Genomic DNA, 15,211 nt, shown 5'->3' with positions numbered 1-15,211 from the left:
GTCTTCACTGATGAGCAATGGAGTCTGCCATGAGCGGTCACGATCCCGAGCAGCAGGAACGCCTGTTGCAGGCCCGCGCCAAGAGCGTCCAGGCGCAGCAGCACCTGGTCGAGCAACTGCAGGGAGGTGGACATGCCACCGAGGCGGCGCGCTTGCGCGAGACCTATCACGCCCGCGAGCTGGGTTCGCTTGCTGATGATGTGTATGCCTCGGCAAAGGGCAAAGGTGAGCCGCCGGTCGGGTGGACGCGAGCCAGTGACGTGACCGACCCGGACACGCTCAAAGCGGCGGGCATCAGCCTGGGAGCGGCCGACCTGAAGAAGCTGATGCGGCCGAACGACTCGGGTTTTCGCGCAGAGATCTACATTCCGGACAAAAGGGTGTTCGGTGATGACGCCAAGCCGGTGCTGGTGTTCAAGGGATCAACGGGCGAAATCATCGATCCCCGGGCGAAAGGCGGGCGGCGTGAGTCCGGAGGCGAGGATTTCCTCAACAATGGACGCCAGGGCGTAGGCATGCAGAGCGACTACTACGATCGTGCCATGGCACTGGCGAGTCGCTTGAAGACCTCTGGTACCCAGTTTGAACTCGCCGGTCATTCGCTTGGCGGCGGCATGGCCTCTGCCGCTTCGGCGGTTACCGGTGTACGTGCGACCACCTTCAATTCCGCCGGGCTGCATCCGGCCACCGCCGATCGCTACGCAAAATCCCACGGATTGCCGGTGTTCAACACGCGCGACACGGTGCACACCTACCAGACGTCGGGTGAAGTGCTCAACGATGTGCAGAATGGATTGAAGCGGCTCAACGAGCATCACCGGCAGGGCTTTGGCCTGTTGGCCAGCGAGACCAGCCAGCTGCTGCGTCAGCCCGGCGTGCAGCAGATGGTTACCTGCAAGCTGCAGGAGATGATGCCGGCGGGTGCGCAGACGGCCACGGCCCAGCTGGTTGAGCAGCTGGCGTCGAAATCCGGGGCAGAGGCATTGCGCAATGTTCCGGTGGCCGCGGGCAGGATGGAACTGTTGCTGGACGCCAAGACCGAAGTGAACGGAAAGGTGGTGGACCGCCGCCATCGAGAAGCGCCAAGCCAGCTTGCCGAATACGGTGGCCCGCTGGCCGAGGTGCTGATCGCAGGTGCGCGCGGCATGCGTGCCGGACGGGTTGCCGGTGAACATGTCGAGCAGGTCGGCGCGCTGGCGGGCCGGGGCATGAGCTTGTCCGGCGTGGCCGTCGAGCGTGCGTCGACCCTGCAGGGAAATGCGATCGGCACCGTGGTCGACTACGGTGGCAAGAGCATGCGGGTGGGCATCGAAGGCGGTGCGACGGTCATTGCCAAGGGTCGCGAGCTGCAGGGTCTGGTCGAATCGGTCAGCCACCGCGTGCAGGCCAAGGGCAGTTACGGCTGGAACATCGGGGCCAGCGTGCTGGGTGCGCTCGGTGCCGACGACATGGCCAGACAGATGCGTGAGCACGGTGATGCGGCGCGCAATCAACACGAAACCAAGGCCCGTGAAGCCACCCGTGAAGCGGCCGCGGATGCCGGCCGCATCCGTGCCGGCGGCCATCATCTGGGCGGCCAGCTGCAGCAGGGCGTGCATGGCGTGGCCAATGGGCTGCGCAACGGCTATGCCGTGTACGGCGCGACTTTCCACATGGGCATGAACTGGAGCAGCCATCAGATCACCGGGCTGACCTCGCAGGCGCCGGCCGTGCTGGCCGGCACCGTCGGGCTGGGCGCGATGGCCAACAAGGGCATTGCCACGCACCTGCCCACGCCGGCACTGCCGCAGAACCTGGTCAACCTGGCCAAGACGTCGTGGGTGATCGGGCGCGGCAGTGCCACCATGGGGGAGTCGGTGGACCGGCATGGCATGAGCGAGACGATGAACCCCAGTCTCGACGCGGCAATCGCGAGCCAGGAGGCGGCCGCGCGCAAGCTGCTTGGACGGCCGCATGCGCAGCTGCAGGAGGGGGGCGCGAAGATGCCCGCGCTGAACGATCCGGGGCACATCGATTTCCATCTGTTCAAGGGCGCGCAGACCGGCGTGCACGGCCTCGATGTGGCACATGGCCGCATCCCGAACCTGCAGAGCGATCAGCTGGCCGGGGCGTTGGCTGCGCAGGCCAAGCGCGAAGGGTTGCAGGCCATCTCCCATGTGCTGCTCAGTGACGACCGCACGCGGGCATTCGCGGTCGACACCCCGGATCTGCAGGCGGCCCACCGCCGACATGCGCATGTGGACGTGGCGGCCGGCATGGCCCAGCCGCTGGCCGTGAGCACGGCGCAGGTTGACGCCCTGAACACCGGTCGCGAACAGGCGACGGCAGCCGGACTGGCCCAGCAACAGGGGCTGGAGGCCCAGGAGAACGCCCGGCGGATGGGCTGATGGTCGAATGAACCGCGACGCCGCGACGGGGTTCCCCTCCCGCCCCGGCTGCGATACAGTCAAGGGGTGTCCAGCCTGACGACCCCGCATACCCTTTCTTCCGCACGCCGTTGGTGGCGATGGTGGCCCGTTGCCGTCGTCCGCCCCCATAACGCTGTGTCCCGGAAGGAAAGTCGTCTTGAACTCGCACGCTCAGTTTCAGCTGCAGGCCGCTGAAGGCCACACCCATATTCCCGTCGTCCGTGAAGTGCTGTCCGACCTGGACACGCCGCTTTCGGTCTATCTGAAGCTCGCCGACGGCCCCAATACCTACCTGTTTGAATCCGTCGAAGGCGGCGAGCGCTTTGGTCGTTACTCGATCATCGGCCTGCCGGCACGTCGCGTGTACGCCTTCCATGGCCACACCCTGACCGTGCGCGAGGATGGTCAGGTGGTGGACACCCGCGAGGTGGCCGACCCGTTCGCCGAAGTCGAGGCGCTGCGCAGCGCCCACTCGGTGCCCAAGCTGGAAGGCCTGCCGGGCTTCACCGGTGGTCTGGTCGGCTGGTTCGGCTTCGAGTGCATCGGCTACATCGAGCCACGCCTGGCCCCGCCGGCTGGCCGCGATGAACTGGGCACGCCGGACATCCTGCTGCTGGATTCCAACGAGCTGGCGGTGTTCGACAACCTCAAGGGCCGGCTGTACCTGATCGTGCATGCCGACCCGCGTGTCGAGGGTGCGTTCGAGCAGGCCCAGGCACGCCTGGATGCATTGACCGCCAAGCTGCGCGCACCGGGGGCCGGCTATCCCGCACCGCTCAACAGCGACGTGCTGGACGAGTCCGATTTCGTCTCCGGGTTCACCCGCGAAGGCTTCGTCGATGCGGTCCAGCGCAGCAAGGAATACATCCGTGCCGGCGACATCTTCCAGGTGGTGCTGAGCCAGCGCCTGAGCGTGCCGTTCAAAGCGCGCCCGGTGGATGTGTACCGTGCGCTGCGTGCACTGAACCCGTCGCCCTACATGTATTTCCTTGATGTCGGCGACCTGCAGGTGGTCGGTTCCTCGCCGGAAATCCTGGTGCGTTTGCAGGATGGCGAAGTGACGGTGCGTCCGATCGCTGGCACCCGGCCGCGCGGTGCCACTGTCGAACAGGACCTGGCGCTGGAAGCCGAGCTGCTGGCCGATCCGAAGGAGCGCGCCGAGCACCTGATGCTGATCGACCTCGGCCGCAACGATGCTGGTCGCGTGTCCAAGGCCGGCACCGTGGAAGTGGGCGAGCAGTTCGTGATCGAGCGCTACAGCCACGTCATGCACATCGTCAGCGAAGTGACCGGGCAGCTGCAGCCGGGCCTGAGCTATGCCGACGTGCTGCGTGCCACCTTCCCGGCCGGTACGGTCAGCGGTGCGCCGAAGATCCGCGCGCTGGAAGTGATCCGCGAGCTGGAACCGATCAAGCGTAATGTCTACGCCGGCAGCATCGGCTACATCGGCTGGCACGGCGATGCCGATACCGCGATCGCGATCCGCACCGCCGTGATCAAGGACGGCCGCCTGTATGTGCAGGCCGGCGCCGGCATCGTCTACGACTCGGACCCGGACAAGGAATGGGACGAGACGATGAACAAGGGCCGCGCGCTGTTCCGCGCCGTCGCCCAGGCCGCCAAGGGCCTGTAAGCCTGCCTCACCACGGTCGCTGCGCCGTGGTCGTTCCGCCGTTCCCGTTCAAGACAAGGAGTACCGCATGAAGCTGCTGAGCGCATTGCTGTGGTCGTCACTGCTGGCCACGATGGCCCCGTCTGCGTGGGCGCAGGCCAATACCATTCCCTCGCAGCCGCACCTGCTGGTGAAGGGCGAGGCGCGCCGCGAGGTGATGCCGGACCGGTTCGGCCTGCAGTTGAACATCGAAGAGACCGACATGGATGCCGACGCCGCGCGCCGCCGCGTGCAGGACAACGTCGCGCGCGTGCTGGCGCTGTTCAAGCAGCACAAGGCGGTGGAGGGCAGCGTGCGTGCGGACAATCTGCGGATCGGCCCGGCAACCCGCTATGAGCAGAACCGGCAGGTCTTCGTCGGCACCCGCGTGTCGCGCCAGCTGCGTGCCAGCTTCGCCAGCGTGAAGGCGATGCAGGACGTGCTGGGTGCACTGAAGGCCAACGAGAACCTGCAGGTCAGCAGCGTGGCCCCGACCTACTCGGGCGAAGTGGCGCTGCGGCGCGAACTCAAGGGTGAGGCCGCCGCGTCGACGCGCCAATCCGCTCAGGGCCTTGCCACCGCCTACGGCACGAAGTTGCGCGGGCTGTACAGCATTTCCGATGTGGCACCGAACTTCGCCTATGGCGTGCAGGCGGGCAACTGGCCCAGAAGCGACGACATGGTGACACCGCCATCGCCGCCGTCACCTGCGGCGCAGATGGACATGATCGAGACCACTGGCTCACGCCTGCGCGAATCCATCGAAGCCGGCCCCATCACCTACACCGAAAACGTATACGCCATTTTCCTGATAAGCGACGGAACCTGACCATGTTGTGGATGATCGACAACTACGACAGCTTCACCTACAACCTCGTGCAGTACCTGCAGACGCTGGGCGCCGAGGTGAAGGTGGTGCGCAACGATGCGATGAGCGTGGACGAGATCGCCGCGCAGAAGCCCGAACGCATCGTCATCTCGCCCGGCCCGTGCACGCCCAACGAAGCGGGCGTGTCGCTGGAGCTGATCCAGCGCCTGGGCCCGACCACGCCGATCCTCGGCGTGTGCCTGGGCCACCAGGGCATCGGCCAGGTCTACGGCGGTACGGTCATCCGCGCCGGCAACATCATGCATGGCAAGACCTCGCCCATCCGCCATCAAGGCAAGGGCGTGTTCGCCGGCCTGCCGGACCGTTACCAGGCCACCCGCTACCACTCGCTGGTAGTGGACAAGAACAGCCTGCCCGAGGTGCTGGAAGTGACCGCCTGGACCGAGAACGACGACGGCTCGATCGAAGAGATCATGGGCCTTCGCCACCGCCAGTTCCCGGTGGAGGGCGTTCAGTTCCACCCCGAATCCATCCTCACCGAACACGGCCATGCCCTGCTGCGCAATTTCCTGCAGCGTCCGGCCGCCTGATCCCAGGAGCATTCCCATGAGCTTCTCCCCCCAGGAAGCCCTGCAACGCACCATCGAGCACCGCGAAATCTTCTTCGACGAAATGGTCGACCTGATGCGGCAGATCATGCGCGGCGATGTCTCGCCGATGATGACTGCCGCCATCCTCACCGGCCTGCGCGTGAAGAAGGAAACCATCGACGAGATCGCCGCTGCGGCCACGGTCATGCGTGAATTCGCGCTGGCGGTGCCGGTGGCCGATACCACCCACCTGGTCGACATCGTCGGCACCGGCGGCGATGGCTCGCACACCTTCAACATCTCCACCTGCGCGATGTTCGTCGCCGCTGCGGCCGGTGCGCGCGTGGCCAAACATGGCAACCGCAGCGTGTCGTCCAAGTCCGGCAGCGCCGATGCAGTCGAAGCACTGGGTGCGGCCATCGAGCTGCAGCCGGCGCAGGTCGCCGCGGCCATCGAACAGACCGGCATCGGTTTCATGTTCGCGCCGATCCATCACCCGTCGATGAAGGTGGTCGCGCCAGTCCGCCGCGAGATGGGTGTGCGTACCATCTTCAACATCCTTGGCCCGCTGACCAACCCGGCCAGCGCACCGTCGGTGCTGATGGGCGTGTTCCACCCCGATTTAGTGGGTATCCAGGCACGGGTGCTGCGCGAGCTGGGCACCGAGCGCGCCATGGTGGTCTGGGGCCGCGACAACATGGACGAGATCTCGCTGGGCGCCGGTACCCTGGTGGGCGAGCTGCGCGACGGCAAGGTGCGCGAGTACGAGATCCACCCGGAAGACTTCGGCATCGCGATGTCGGCCAGCCGCAACCTGCGCGTGGATGGCCCGGAGCAGTCCATTGCCATGCTGCGCGCCGTGCTGGACAACCAGCCCGGTCCGGCGCTGGACATCGTGGCCCTGAACGCCGGCGCCGCGCTGTACGTGGCCGGCGTGGCCAGCGACATCGGCGACGGCCTGGCCCGTGCCCGTGCCGCCATCGCCAACGGCAGCGCCCGCCAGCGCCTGCAGCAGTATGTAGAGACCACCCGCGCGCTGGTTGCCTGATCGCGCGGTTCAGCCTGACCCTCTTGATGGCCGATAATGGCCGTCCTCACCGCCCCCGCACCGAATCGAAGACGATGAGCGACATCCTGCAGACGATCCTGGCCCGCAAGGCCGAAGAAGTGGCCCAGCGCCGTGCCCAGCGTCCCCTCGAGGACCTGCAGGCCGCCGTGGCCAGCGCCCCGCCGGTACGTGGCTTCGTGCGCGCGCTGCAGGCGGCAGTGGCCAACGGCGACCCGGCGGTGATCGCCGAGGTGAAGAAGGCCAGCCCGTCCAAGGGTGTGATCCGCCCGGATTTCCGCCCAGCCGACATCGCCGTCAGCTATGAGTTCGGCGGCGCCAGCTGCCTGTCGGTGCTGACCGATGTGGACTTCTTCCAGGGGGCTGATGCCTACCTGCAGCAGGCCCGTGAGGCTTGCACGCTGCCGGTGCTGCGCAAGGACTTCGTGATCGACGCCTACCAGGTGTACGAGGCGCGCGTGCTGGGTGCCGACTGCATCCTGCTGATCGTCGCTGCGCTGGACGACACGCAGTTGGCCACGCTGTCCGAACTGGCGATGTCGCTGGGCATGGACGTACTGGTGGAAGTGCACGACATCGACGAGCTGGAGCGTGCGCTGCAGGTACCGGCACCGATGATCGGCATCAACAATCGCAACCTGCGCACCTTCGAGGTGTCGCTGCAGACCACGCTGGACATGCAGAAGGCGGTGCCGCGCGATCGCCTGCTGGTCACCGAGAGCGGCATCCTCGGTCCGCAGGACGTGGCGCTGATGCGCGATGCAGGCATCCACTCGTTCCTGGTGGGCGAAGCCTTCATGCGCGTGGAAGAGCCGGGCGAGGGCCTGCGTCAGCTATTCTTCGCGGCATGAAAACGCATTATCCGACGCCGCGCGACGATGCGCCGCTGGTGGTCTTCGATTTCGACCACACCCTTTACGATGGCGATTCGGGTACTCACCTGTTCGCTTCGCTGATCAAGCGCAACCCGCTGCGCATGCTGGCGGCGCTGCTGGTCACGCCGATCGCCGGGCCGATGGTGGCGCTGCTGCCGACCCGCCGTACCGGCATTTCGGTCTATGTGTGGATCGGCAGCTTCGGCCTGCACCGTGCGCGCGATTTCAACAAGGTCATCGACGCCTATGTGCTGCGCAACGAGGCGCAGATGCGCGCCAAGCTGCTGCCACAGGCGCTGGAGGTGTTCGCCGCGCACCGGGCCAAGGGTGACCGCGTGGTGGTTGCCACGGGCGCGCCACCAGAGCTGGCACGCGCGATCCTGGCCTTCGTCGCCCACCAGGACGTACCGGTGATCGGCACCGAGGTCGGCCCACGGCTGGGTGGCGTCGGCCCGACCCGCCACTGCCACAACGAAGAGAAGATGCGCATGCTGCGCGAGCGCGGCTACGGCGACATCGATATCGCCTACTCCGACAGCACCGCCGACCTGCCGTTGTTGCTGGCCGCCAAGGCGCCGGTGGTGGTGAACCCGAAGCCGGGCAGGGTGGACTTCTTCCGCCGCGTGCTGCCGGCCGGCACCCGCATCCTCAACTGGGGCTGCGTGGACCGCGGCGGCGACAAGGCGTAACGCGGGGAATCCGCCGGGGATGGGGTGACGGAGTGCCGGGCCGCGACCCGGTAGTGCCGGCCGCTGGCCGGCAACTTCATGATTGCGGAAGGGCTTGCGGGGTTGCCGGCCAGCGGCCGGCACTACCGAATCCCGTGCAGCTAGCGCCGGGCCATGCCCGGCGAGCGCTCAGCGCGCCAGATACCCGGTCAGCGCATGCCCGATCTGGAACAGGCTGATGCCCAGCACCAGCACGCCCACGGCCACCAGCACCCAGCGCTCCTTCAGGCGCTTCACCAGCAGTGCGGCCACCGGCGCGGCCATCATGCCGCCGATCAGCAGGCCGGCCACGATCTGCAGGTGATGCAGCCCCATCGACAGCAGGAACGTTGCTGAAACTGTCAGGGTGACCACAAACTCGGCCGCGTTCACCGTGCCGATGGTGGTGCGTGCCTGGCCGCCGCGGGCCAGCAGGGTGGAAGTGGCCACCGGCCCCCAGCCGCCCCCGCCGCTGGCATCCAGGAAGCCGGCGACGAAGCCCAGCACGGGCACCCGCTTGACCTCGCCCTTGGGCATCAGGCGGCCGGCGGCACGTGCCAGGATGATGATGGCCAGCACCAGCAGGTACAGGTAGATGAGCGGGCGGATCACCTCGCCGGGCAGCTGGGTCAGGCCGTAGGCACCCACGGCGCCGCCCACGGCGCCGGGTAGCGCCAGGCGCAGGAACAGGCGCTTATCGACATTGCCGGCGACCAGATGCGACACGCCGGAGGCGCCAGTAGTGAACACCTCGGCGGTGTGGATGGCTGCACTGGCCTGCGCGGGCGGAATGCCCATGGCCAGCATCACCGACGACGACACCAGGCCGAACGCCATGCCCAGCGCGCCGTCCACCAGCTGGGCGCCCAGGCCGATGAGGATGAACCACCAGAATGCGCTGCTCAGTTCCATGCACCGAGCCTAGCGCGTGAAAGAGTGCGGACCAAGGTCCGCACCCACCGGGTGCTCAACGATCAACGGGTGCCGTACAGCACCACGGTCTTGCCGCGGGCGTGCAACAGGCCGTCGGTCTGCAGCTTCTTCAGCACGCGGCCGGCCATTTCGCGCGAGCAGCCGACCAGGCGGGCCAGTTCCTGGCGCGAGACGCGCAGCTGGCTGCCCTGCGGATGGCTCATCGCCTCCGGCTCCTGCGCCAGGTCGTGCAGGGTGCGCACGATCCGGTCGGTAACGTCCAGGAATGCCAGGCGGCTGGCCTTGCGGCTGGTGTCGAGCAGGCGCTTGGAGATCTGCTGGCCCAGCGCGTACAGCAGGCGCGGGGCATCGGCCGACAGCGGGCCGAGGAACAGCTGGTGCAGGCGCTCGTAGCTGATTTCGGCCAGCTCGCAGGCGGTACGGGTCCTCAGGATCACCTCGCGGCGGTCCGATTCAACGAACAGGCCCATCTCGCCGACGAACTCGCCGGCACCGAAGTAGCCCAGCACCAGCTCGCGATCGTCATCTTCCTCGGCCATGATCGAAACCGAGCCGCTGATGACGTAATACAGGGTTCCCGCCGGGTCACCGGGTCGGAAGACGTCGGTACGGGTGGGGTATCGCCGCCTGTGGCTGTGCGCCAGGAAACGATCGATTGTGGCGATATCCAGGGCCAGTGGACTGCTAGCTAGGCGCACGGTTGACACGATAGGAGCGCTCCCTCTGCGCATGAACGGATTCACGGGGTCGATAGCGGAGCTTAACCAGCGCAATTGTTAAGGGCAAACAGTGTGCCAGATGTGAGCGCTCTTCACGTTCCCCCCGGGGGCAGTTTGCCCCATAATTCCCCCTTTCCCTTCTTACACAGGAATCGACCGCCGTGGTCAAGCCGTTGCCTCGCCTGAGGCTGCAGGGTTTCAACAACCTCACCAAGGCGCTGAGCTTCAACATCTATGACGTGTGTTACGCGCGCACCGAAGAGGAGCGTCAGCGTTACATTGAATACATCGATGAAGAGTACAACGCCGACAGGCTGACTCAAATCTTGACCGATGTCGCCGAGATCATCGGCGCCAACATCCTGAACGTGGCCCGCCAGGACTACGATCCGCAGGGTGCCTCGGTGACCATCCTGATCTCCGAAGAACCGGTGATCGACAAGAAGCAGGCCGGCAAGGAGCTGATCTCCGATGCCGTGGTCGCGCACATGGACAAGTCGCACATCACCGTGCACACCTATCCGGAAACGCACCCGCAGGAAGGTATCGCCACCTTCCGCGCCGACATCGACGTGGCCACCTGCGGCGTCATTTCGCCGTTGAAGGCGTTGAACTACCTGATCGAAAGCCTCGAGTCGGACATCGTGATCATGGACTACCGCGTCCGTGGCTTCACTCGCGATGTGAAGGGCAAGAAGCACTACATCGATCACAAGATCAACTCGATCCAGAACTTCCTGGCCAAGAACATCAAGTCGCGTTACGAGATGTTCGACGTCAACGTCTATCAGGAAAACATCTTCCACACGAAGATGCACCTGAAGGACTTCGACCTGGACCAGTACCTGTTCGAGGAAAAGGCCAAGAACCTGTCGTTCAAGGAACGCATGAAGATCGAAGCGCTGCTCAAGCGCGAGATCGAAGAGCTGTTCCACGGCCGGAACCTGTCCGAGTAAGCCCCATGTGCGATGCCCGCAGGCATCGCCGCCCAGGCGGGACGACCCGCCCCGTGGAACCAGTGCCCCGCACGCGTTACAGTTCCACGGTGATGTACCGACCCACGGCCCGGTGTGAAAACACCGGGCCGTTTCGTTTTTCTCAAAAAAGGTAAGGAGCCCCCACCCATGCCCTGGATCTACCTGCTGCTGGCCGGCCTGTTCGAGATCGGTTTCGCCCTCGGAATGAAGTACTCCGAAGGCTTCAGCAAACCCCTTCCCACCGCTGCCACGGTCGTGTCCGCGCTGATCAGCCTGTACCTGATGAGCCAGGCGATGAAGAGCATCCCGGTCGGTACCGCCTACGCGATCTGGACCGGTATCGGTGCCATGGGCGTAGCGGTGCTGGGCATCTACCTGTTCAACGACAGCGCATCGCCGGCCCGCCTGGCCTGCGTGGGCCTGATCGTGGCCGGTGTGATCGGCCTGAAGCTGGTCTCGCCCAATTAACTGGTAGTGCCAGCCGCTGGCCGGCAACCTCCGGATCTTCTGCGGCGTCTGCGTGGTTGCCGGCCAGCGGCCGGCACTACCTGGCGGTCACAGCCGGTAGGCGATGGTCTTCATGACCTTGGAAGCCAGCGCCATCGCGCCCGGGATCGGGAACGGCAGGCGGCGTGCGCCGGCCTGCTCGGCGTGGTCCGCATGGCGGGCCTCGTCTTCTTTCATCACGGCGATGACCGCGCGGCTGCGCAGGTCGCCGGCCGGCAGGTTGACCAGGTGCTCGTCCAGATGGGCTTCCACCTGGCGCTCGGTCTCGACCACGAAGCCCAGGTTCCAGCCGTCGCCGCGCAGCCCGGCCAGGGTGCCGATGGTGTAGCTGCCGGCGTACCAGAGCGGGTTGAACAGGCTCGGACGGCTGTCCAGTTCGCCCAGGCGGGTGGCGCACCAGGCCAGGTGGTCGGTTTCTTCCTGGGCCGCTTCCAGCAGGTGTTCACGCGTGGCCGGGTCGCGGGCCACGGCCGCCTGGCCGAAGTACAGGCCCTGTGCGCAGACCTCGCCGACGTGGTTGATCCGCATCAGGCCGGCCGCGTGGCGGCGTTCGGTGCTGTCCATGCCCGGCTCGTCGGTGTCCGCAGCCGGATAGGGGCGGGCCGCCGGCGGGTTGCCGAACACCGTGTCCAGGGCGCGCTGCGCCTCGGTCAGCAGGTGGTCCAGCGGGGTGATCTGGCGGAGCACGGTCATGGCGGTACACGGTGGGGCGGAAGACCCCGCGATTCTCGCCCGACCCCGTCCCCCTGCCAACCCGGTCAAGGGCCGGCTTGCAACGGGGGGCTGACCTGCGTACAATCCCGCCTCTTACGCTTCACCTTTTCACAACGCGTGGCAGAGTTCCGGCGAGCCTTTCGCCGCAATGAGCCCGACCTAACCTAGAGTTCTTCATGAGCACTTTCACTGCCAAGAACGAGACCGTCCAGCGCGACTGGTACCTCGTCGACGCCGAGGGCAAGACCCTGGGCCGTCTCGCCACCGAGCTGGCCCGCCGTCTGCGTGGCAAGCACAAGCCGGTCTACACCCCGCACGTTGATACCGGCGACTACCTGGTCGTCATCAATGCAGAAAAGATTGCCGTCACCGGCAAGAAGCTGCAGGACAAGATGTATCACCGCTTCACCGGTTACATCGGCAACCTGAAGACCGAATCCCTGGCACAGGCGCTGGAGCGCCACCCGGAGCGCGTGATCGAGATCGCCGTGAAGGGCATGCTGCCGAAGGGCCCGCTGGGTCGCCAGATGTACCGCAAGCTCAAGGTCTACGCCGGCACTGAGCATCCGCACGCCGCACAGCAGCCGCAGGTTCTGGATATCTAATCATGGCTATCACTCAAAACTACGGCACTGGCCGCCGCAAGTCCTCCACCGCTCGCGTGTTCCTGCGCAAGGGTTCGGGCAACATCACCGTCAATGGCCGTCCGCTGGACGAGTTCTTCGGTCGTGAGACCGCGCGCATGATCGTGCGCCAGCCGCTCGAGCTGACCAAGAACACCGAAAGCTTCGACATCCTGGTCACCGCCGCTGGCGGCGGCACCACCGGCCAGGCCGGTGCGATCCGTCTGGGCATCGCCCGTGCTCTGGTCGAGTACGACGAAACCCTGAAGTCCGAGCTGCGCAAGGCTGGCTTCATGACCCGTGACGCCCGTGAAGTCGAGCGTAAGAAGGTCGGTCTGCACAAGGCCCGCCGCGCCACCCAGTTCTCCAAGCGCTGATTTACCGCGCCTGGTTGGGCTCCTTCGGGGGCCCGCTGGTTGGACAAGCAAAAGCCCGGCTTCGGCCGGGCTTTTGTCGTTCCGGGGAGCGCATTTCGAGGTTGCCGGCCAGCGGCCGGCACTACCCGGGGGTTGCATGTCAGCAGGGCGGGGTTCTGCAGAAAGGGATTCCACCCGGGACGCCTCTCTGGAGAATAGCCCCCTTGTTGTTCAAGGGGGTGCGCCGACAGGCGCGGGGATAAGGTGGAATGCGCGACCAAATTAAAAGCAAAAGGCCAGATCTTTCGATCTGGCCTTTTGCTTTTAATTTGGCTGCCCCGGATGGATTCGAACCACCGAATGCCTGAGTCAGAGTCAGGTGCCTTACCGCTTGGCGACGGGGCAAAACGTGCAACTATTTTCTCACTTTTCACACTGAAAAACAACTTGATTTTCAGTGTGGTGGCTATGGGTGGACTCGAACCACCGACCCCAGCATTATGAGTGCTGTGCTCTAACCGGCTGAGCTACATAGCCTTGGTGAGCCCGCTATTCTGCGGATGTGTATCGCCCCTGTCAACACTTTTGTATCGTGCTTGTGGGCCGACAGGCGGCATGGGATAGTCCCGACCAGTAGATTTTTTAGGAGTCCGCATCGTGATCGATCCGGACGGCTATCGACCGAACGTCGGCATTGTGCTGATGCGGCAGGACGGCCAGGTGTTCTGGGCACGACGTGTGCGCCGGGACGGCTGGCAGTTCCCGCAGGGTGGCATGAATACCGACGAGACGCCTGTCGAGGCCATGTATCGTGAACTGCAGGAAGAGACCGGCCTGCTGCCTGAGCACGTGGAAGTGCTCGGGGCAACGCCCGGCTGGCTGCGCTACAAGCTGCCGGCGCGGGCCATCCGCCGCAACGAGCGGCAGGTCTGCATCGGCCAGAAGCAGGTCTGGTTCCTGCTGCGCCTGACCGGAGACGAGTCCCACGTGAAGCTGGACCACACCGACTCCCCCGAGTTTGACCACTGGCGCTGGGTGGACTTCTGGTACCCGGTGGAGCACGTGGTGATATTCAAGCGTGGCGTCTATGCGCGCGCCTTGCGACATCTGGCGCCGTTGGCGCGCGGGGTGGCCGGGCAGGGCGTGACCGCCATGCCCAAGAGCGCTGCGGAAGCCTGGATGCCGGGCCATACCGCCGGGCATGACCGCCCACGCAAGCGCCCACGGACCCGCGGCTACTGGCCGAAGAAGGCCACCGGCGATGGTCCGGCCACGTGACCGGCTGAACCGTATCGAGAATGGTTCAGGTCTCTGATTGACAACCATTCGCGTTTCCATTGGAATAGCCAACAGGCCACTCTTGGCCTGTCAGCCCGGTTCACGCCTGTGTACGTCTGCATCTGCAACGGAGTCACCGACCACCAGATCCGCGAAGCCGCCAGCCATGGCGTCAGCACGGTGGCCGAACTGACCATGCGTACCGGTTGTGGTGCCACCTGCGGTTCCTGCCTGGACATGGCCGGCGATCTGCTGGCCAAGGCGCGTGCCACCCACGATCTGCCGCTGCCGGTCCTCGGTCTGGCCCAGGTCGCCTGATCGTCTCTTTCGCGGCGCGTTGACGCCGCGCTTTCGCATCCCTCACGTGCGGCCGCACAGGCCAATGCGCACGATTCGCGTTCCTTCACGGCCGCGCGCAAGGCGTTAAAGTGCCTGCGTTTTCAGCGTGCAGGAGCACCCCCATGAAGGGCGACACCAAGGTCATCGAATTCCTCAACAAGGTCCTCTACAACGAGCTGACCGCGATCAACCAGTACTTCCTGCACGCCAAGATGCTGAAGAACTGGGGCATCAAGGAGCTGGCCGAACACGAGTACAAGGAATCGATCGACGAGATGAAGCATGCCGACATGCTTGCCGACCGCATCCTGTTCCTCGAAGGCCTGCCGAATTTCCAGGCCCTGGGCAAGCTGCGCATCGGCGAGAACCCGACCGAGATCCTGCAGTGCGACCTGTCGCTGGAGCGCGACGGCGTGGTGACCCTGCGCGAGGCCGTGGCCTACTCCGATTCGGTAGGCGACTACGTCAGCCGCCAGCTGTTCGTGAAGATCCTCGACTCGGAAGAAGAACACATCGACTGGCTGGAAACCCAGCTCGACCTGATCGAGCGTATCGGCGAGCCGAAGTACCTGCTCAGCAAGCTGGAAGAGTGACTAGCGTCGAGCTTGCTCGACTGTGATCAGCATGGCGATGGTCGAG

At 65.5% G+C, this 15,211-nt stretch carries 17 protein-coding genes and 2 tRNA genes; 14 read left to right on the top strand and 5 right to left on the bottom strand.

The window, feature by feature from the left end; all coding sequences use genetic code 11:
* Positions 1-29 precede the first annotated feature (29 nt).
* The 7 genes from ACSYS9_RS22390 to ACSYS9_RS22360 all read left to right on the top strand — a co-directional run bounded on the left by ACSYS9_RS22390 (position 30) and on the right by ACSYS9_RS22360 (position 8,108).
* Positions 30-2,387 carry an XVIPCD domain-containing protein gene (locus tag ACSYS9_RS22390; RefSeq protein WP_071227668.1) on the top strand — a complete coding sequence of 786 codons (2,358 nt, stop codon included), beginning with the start codon at positions 30-32 and terminating at the stop codon, positions 2,385-2,387.
* A gap of 178 nt (positions 2,388-2,565) precedes the next feature.
* Positions 2,566-4,041, top strand: coding sequence for an anthranilate synthase component I (gene trpE, locus ACSYS9_RS22385; RefSeq protein ID WP_049424043.1), 1,476 nt, complete (start codon positions 2,566-2,568; stop codon positions 4,039-4,041).
* A 67-nt stretch (positions 4,042-4,108) separates the two neighbouring features.
* A complete protein-coding gene (locus tag ACSYS9_RS22380; RefSeq protein WP_071227667.1) occupies positions 4,109-4,888 on the top strand; it encodes an SIMPL domain-containing protein in 780 nt (259 codons plus the stop codon).
* 2 nt (positions 4,889-4,890) lie between these two features.
* Positions 4,891-5,478, top strand: coding sequence for an anthranilate synthase component II (locus ACSYS9_RS22375; RefSeq protein ID WP_049401668.1), 588 nt, complete (start codon positions 4,891-4,893; stop codon positions 5,476-5,478).
* 16 nt (positions 5,479-5,494) lie between these two features.
* Entirely contained in the window at positions 5,495-6,526 is a 1,032-nt protein-coding gene (gene trpD / locus ACSYS9_RS22370) for an anthranilate phosphoribosyltransferase (RefSeq protein WP_049401667.1), read from the top strand.
* A gap of 74 nt (positions 6,527-6,600) precedes the next feature.
* Positions 6,601-7,395 carry an indole-3-glycerol phosphate synthase TrpC gene (gene trpC / locus ACSYS9_RS22365; protein WP_049401666.1) on the top strand — a complete coding sequence of 265 codons (795 nt, stop codon included), beginning with the start codon at positions 6,601-6,603 and terminating at the stop codon, positions 7,393-7,395.
* A complete protein-coding gene (locus tag ACSYS9_RS22360) occupies positions 7,392-8,108 on the top strand; it encodes a haloacid dehalogenase-like hydrolase (RefSeq protein WP_032127168.1) in 717 nt (238 codons plus the stop codon). The genes trpC and ACSYS9_RS22360 overlap by 4 nt, the downstream gene beginning before the upstream one ends.
* Before the next feature lie 168 nt (positions 8,109-8,276).
* Here ACSYS9_RS22360 and ACSYS9_RS22355 read toward each other — a convergent pair whose 3' ends face one another.
* Both ACSYS9_RS22355 and crp read right to left on the bottom strand, forming a co-directional pair.
* Positions 8,277-9,038, bottom strand: a complete 762-nt coding sequence (locus ACSYS9_RS22355) for a sulfite exporter TauE/SafE family protein (RefSeq protein ID WP_014038735.1) — start codon at positions 9,036-9,038, stop codon at positions 8,277-8,279.
* A gap of 62 nt (positions 9,039-9,100) precedes the next feature.
* A complete protein-coding gene (gene crp, locus ACSYS9_RS22350) occupies positions 9,101-9,790 on the bottom strand; it encodes a cAMP-activated global transcriptional regulator CRP (protein ID WP_010482649.1) in 690 nt (229 codons plus the stop codon).
* A 149-nt stretch (positions 9,791-9,939) separates the two neighbouring features.
* On the opposite strand from crp, the gene speD reads away from it, so the two are divergent.
* Both speD and ACSYS9_RS22340 read left to right on the top strand, forming a co-directional pair.
* Positions 9,940-10,734, top strand: coding sequence for an adenosylmethionine decarboxylase (speD, locus tag ACSYS9_RS22345; protein ID WP_006473908.1), 795 nt, complete (start codon positions 9,940-9,942; stop codon positions 10,732-10,734).
* 168 nt (positions 10,735-10,902) lie between these two features.
* On the top strand, positions 10,903-11,223 hold the full coding sequence (locus ACSYS9_RS22340; protein ID WP_005411314.1) for a DMT family transporter: 321 nt from the start codon (positions 10,903-10,905) through the stop codon (positions 11,221-11,223).
* Positions 11,224-11,310: 87 nt separating this feature from the next.
* On the opposite strand, the gene coq7 is transcribed toward ACSYS9_RS22340, so the two are convergent.
* Positions 11,311-11,955 (bottom strand): 2-polyprenyl-3-methyl-6-methoxy-1,4-benzoquinone monooxygenase, encoded by a 645-nt coding sequence (gene coq7, locus ACSYS9_RS22335; RefSeq protein ID WP_071227666.1) that lies wholly within the window; start codon positions 11,953-11,955, stop codon positions 11,311-11,313.
* Between the two features lie 197 nt (positions 11,956-12,152).
* Between coq7 and rplM the strand changes: the two genes are divergently transcribed.
* On the top strand, positions 12,153-12,581 hold the full coding sequence (gene rplM / locus ACSYS9_RS22330; protein ID WP_005414692.1) for a 50S ribosomal protein L13: 429 nt from the start codon (positions 12,153-12,155) through the stop codon (positions 12,579-12,581).
* A 2-nt stretch (positions 12,582-12,583) separates the two neighbouring features.
* On the top strand, positions 12,584-12,976 hold the full coding sequence (gene rpsI / locus ACSYS9_RS22325) for a 30S ribosomal protein S9 (protein ID WP_005411311.1): 393 nt from the start codon (positions 12,584-12,586) through the stop codon (positions 12,974-12,976).
* Positions 12,977-13,285: 309 nt separating this feature from the next.
* On the opposite strand, the gene ACSYS9_RS22320 is transcribed toward rpsI, so the two are convergent.
* Positions 13,286-13,360 (bottom strand) — tRNA-Gln (locus ACSYS9_RS22320).
* A 55-nt stretch (positions 13,361-13,415) separates the two neighbouring features.
* Positions 13,416-13,492: transfer RNA gene (locus tag ACSYS9_RS22315), tRNA-Met, on the bottom strand.
* Between the two features lie 120 nt (positions 13,493-13,612).
* On the opposite strand from ACSYS9_RS22315, the gene ACSYS9_RS22310 reads away from it, so the two are divergent.
* The 3 genes from ACSYS9_RS22310 (at position 13,613) to bfr (ending at position 15,165) form a co-directional block, all read left to right on the top strand.
* Positions 13,613-14,233, top strand: coding sequence for an RNA pyrophosphohydrolase (locus ACSYS9_RS22310; protein WP_071229581.1), 621 nt, complete (start codon positions 13,613-13,615; stop codon positions 14,231-14,233).
* A gap of 108 nt (positions 14,234-14,341) precedes the next feature.
* Positions 14,342-14,551 (top strand): (2Fe-2S)-binding protein, encoded by a 210-nt coding sequence (locus tag ACSYS9_RS22305; protein ID WP_005411309.1) that lies wholly within the window; start codon positions 14,342-14,344, stop codon positions 14,549-14,551.
* Between the two features lie 143 nt (positions 14,552-14,694).
* The gene (gene bfr / locus ACSYS9_RS22300; protein WP_005419804.1) at positions 14,695-15,165 is read left to right on the top strand and encodes a bacterioferritin; all 471 of its coding nucleotides are present in this window, start codon (positions 14,695-14,697) and stop codon (positions 15,163-15,165) included.
* The last annotated feature ends 46 nt before the right edge of the window (positions 15,166-15,211 follow it).

The sequence above is a fragment of the Stenotrophomonas sp. STK17_22 genome (assembly GCF_051983905.1).
Classification (GTDB): Bacteria; Pseudomonadota; Gammaproteobacteria; order Xanthomonadales; family Xanthomonadaceae; genus Stenotrophomonas; species Stenotrophomonas maltophilia_A.
This window is presented reverse-complemented; position numbering and strand designations above follow the sequence as displayed.

What these genes read in the sequence shown, in the direction of transcription:
- ACSYS9_RS22390 (WP_071227668.1), top strand. Translation starts at nt 30, where the DNA reads ATGAGCGGTCACGATCCCGAGCAGCAGGAACGCCTGTTGCAGGCCCGC.
- ACSYS9_RS22380 (WP_071227667.1), top strand. Translation starts at nt 4,109, where the DNA reads ATGAAGCTGCTGAGCGCATTGCTGTGGTCGTCACTGCTGGCCACGATG.
- ACSYS9_RS22375 (WP_049401668.1), top strand. Translation starts at nt 4,891, where the DNA reads ATGTTGTGGATGATCGACAACTACGACAGCTTCACCTACAACCTCGTG.
- trpD (WP_049401667.1), top strand. Translation starts at nt 5,495, where the DNA reads ATGAGCTTCTCCCCCCAGGAAGCCCTGCAACGCACCATCGAGCACCGC.
- trpC (WP_049401666.1), top strand. Translation starts at nt 6,601, where the DNA reads ATGAGCGACATCCTGCAGACGATCCTGGCCCGCAAGGCCGAAGAAGTG.
- ACSYS9_RS22360 (WP_032127168.1), top strand. Translation starts at nt 7,392, where the DNA reads ATGAAAACGCATTATCCGACGCCGCGCGACGATGCGCCGCTGGTGGTC.
- ACSYS9_RS22355 (WP_014038735.1), bottom strand. Translation starts at nt 9,038, where the DNA reads ATGGAACTGAGCAGCGCATTCTGGTGGTTCATCCTCATCGGCCTGGGC.
- crp (WP_010482649.1), bottom strand. Translation starts at nt 9,790, where the DNA reads ATGCGCAGAGGGAGCGCTCCTATCGTGTCAACCGTGCGCCTAGCTAGC.
- ACSYS9_RS22340 (WP_005411314.1), top strand. Translation starts at nt 10,903, where the DNA reads ATGCCCTGGATCTACCTGCTGCTGGCCGGCCTGTTCGAGATCGGTTTC.
- coq7 (WP_071227666.1), bottom strand. Translation starts at nt 11,955, where the DNA reads ATGACCGTGCTCCGCCAGATCACCCCGCTGGACCACCTGCTGACCGAG.
- rplM (WP_005414692.1), top strand. Translation starts at nt 12,153, where the DNA reads ATGAGCACTTTCACTGCCAAGAACGAGACCGTCCAGCGCGACTGGTAC.
- rpsI (WP_005411311.1), top strand. Translation starts at nt 12,584, where the DNA reads ATGGCTATCACTCAAAACTACGGCACTGGCCGCCGCAAGTCCTCCACC.
- bfr (WP_005419804.1), top strand. Translation starts at nt 14,695, where the DNA reads ATGAAGGGCGACACCAAGGTCATCGAATTCCTCAACAAGGTCCTCTAC.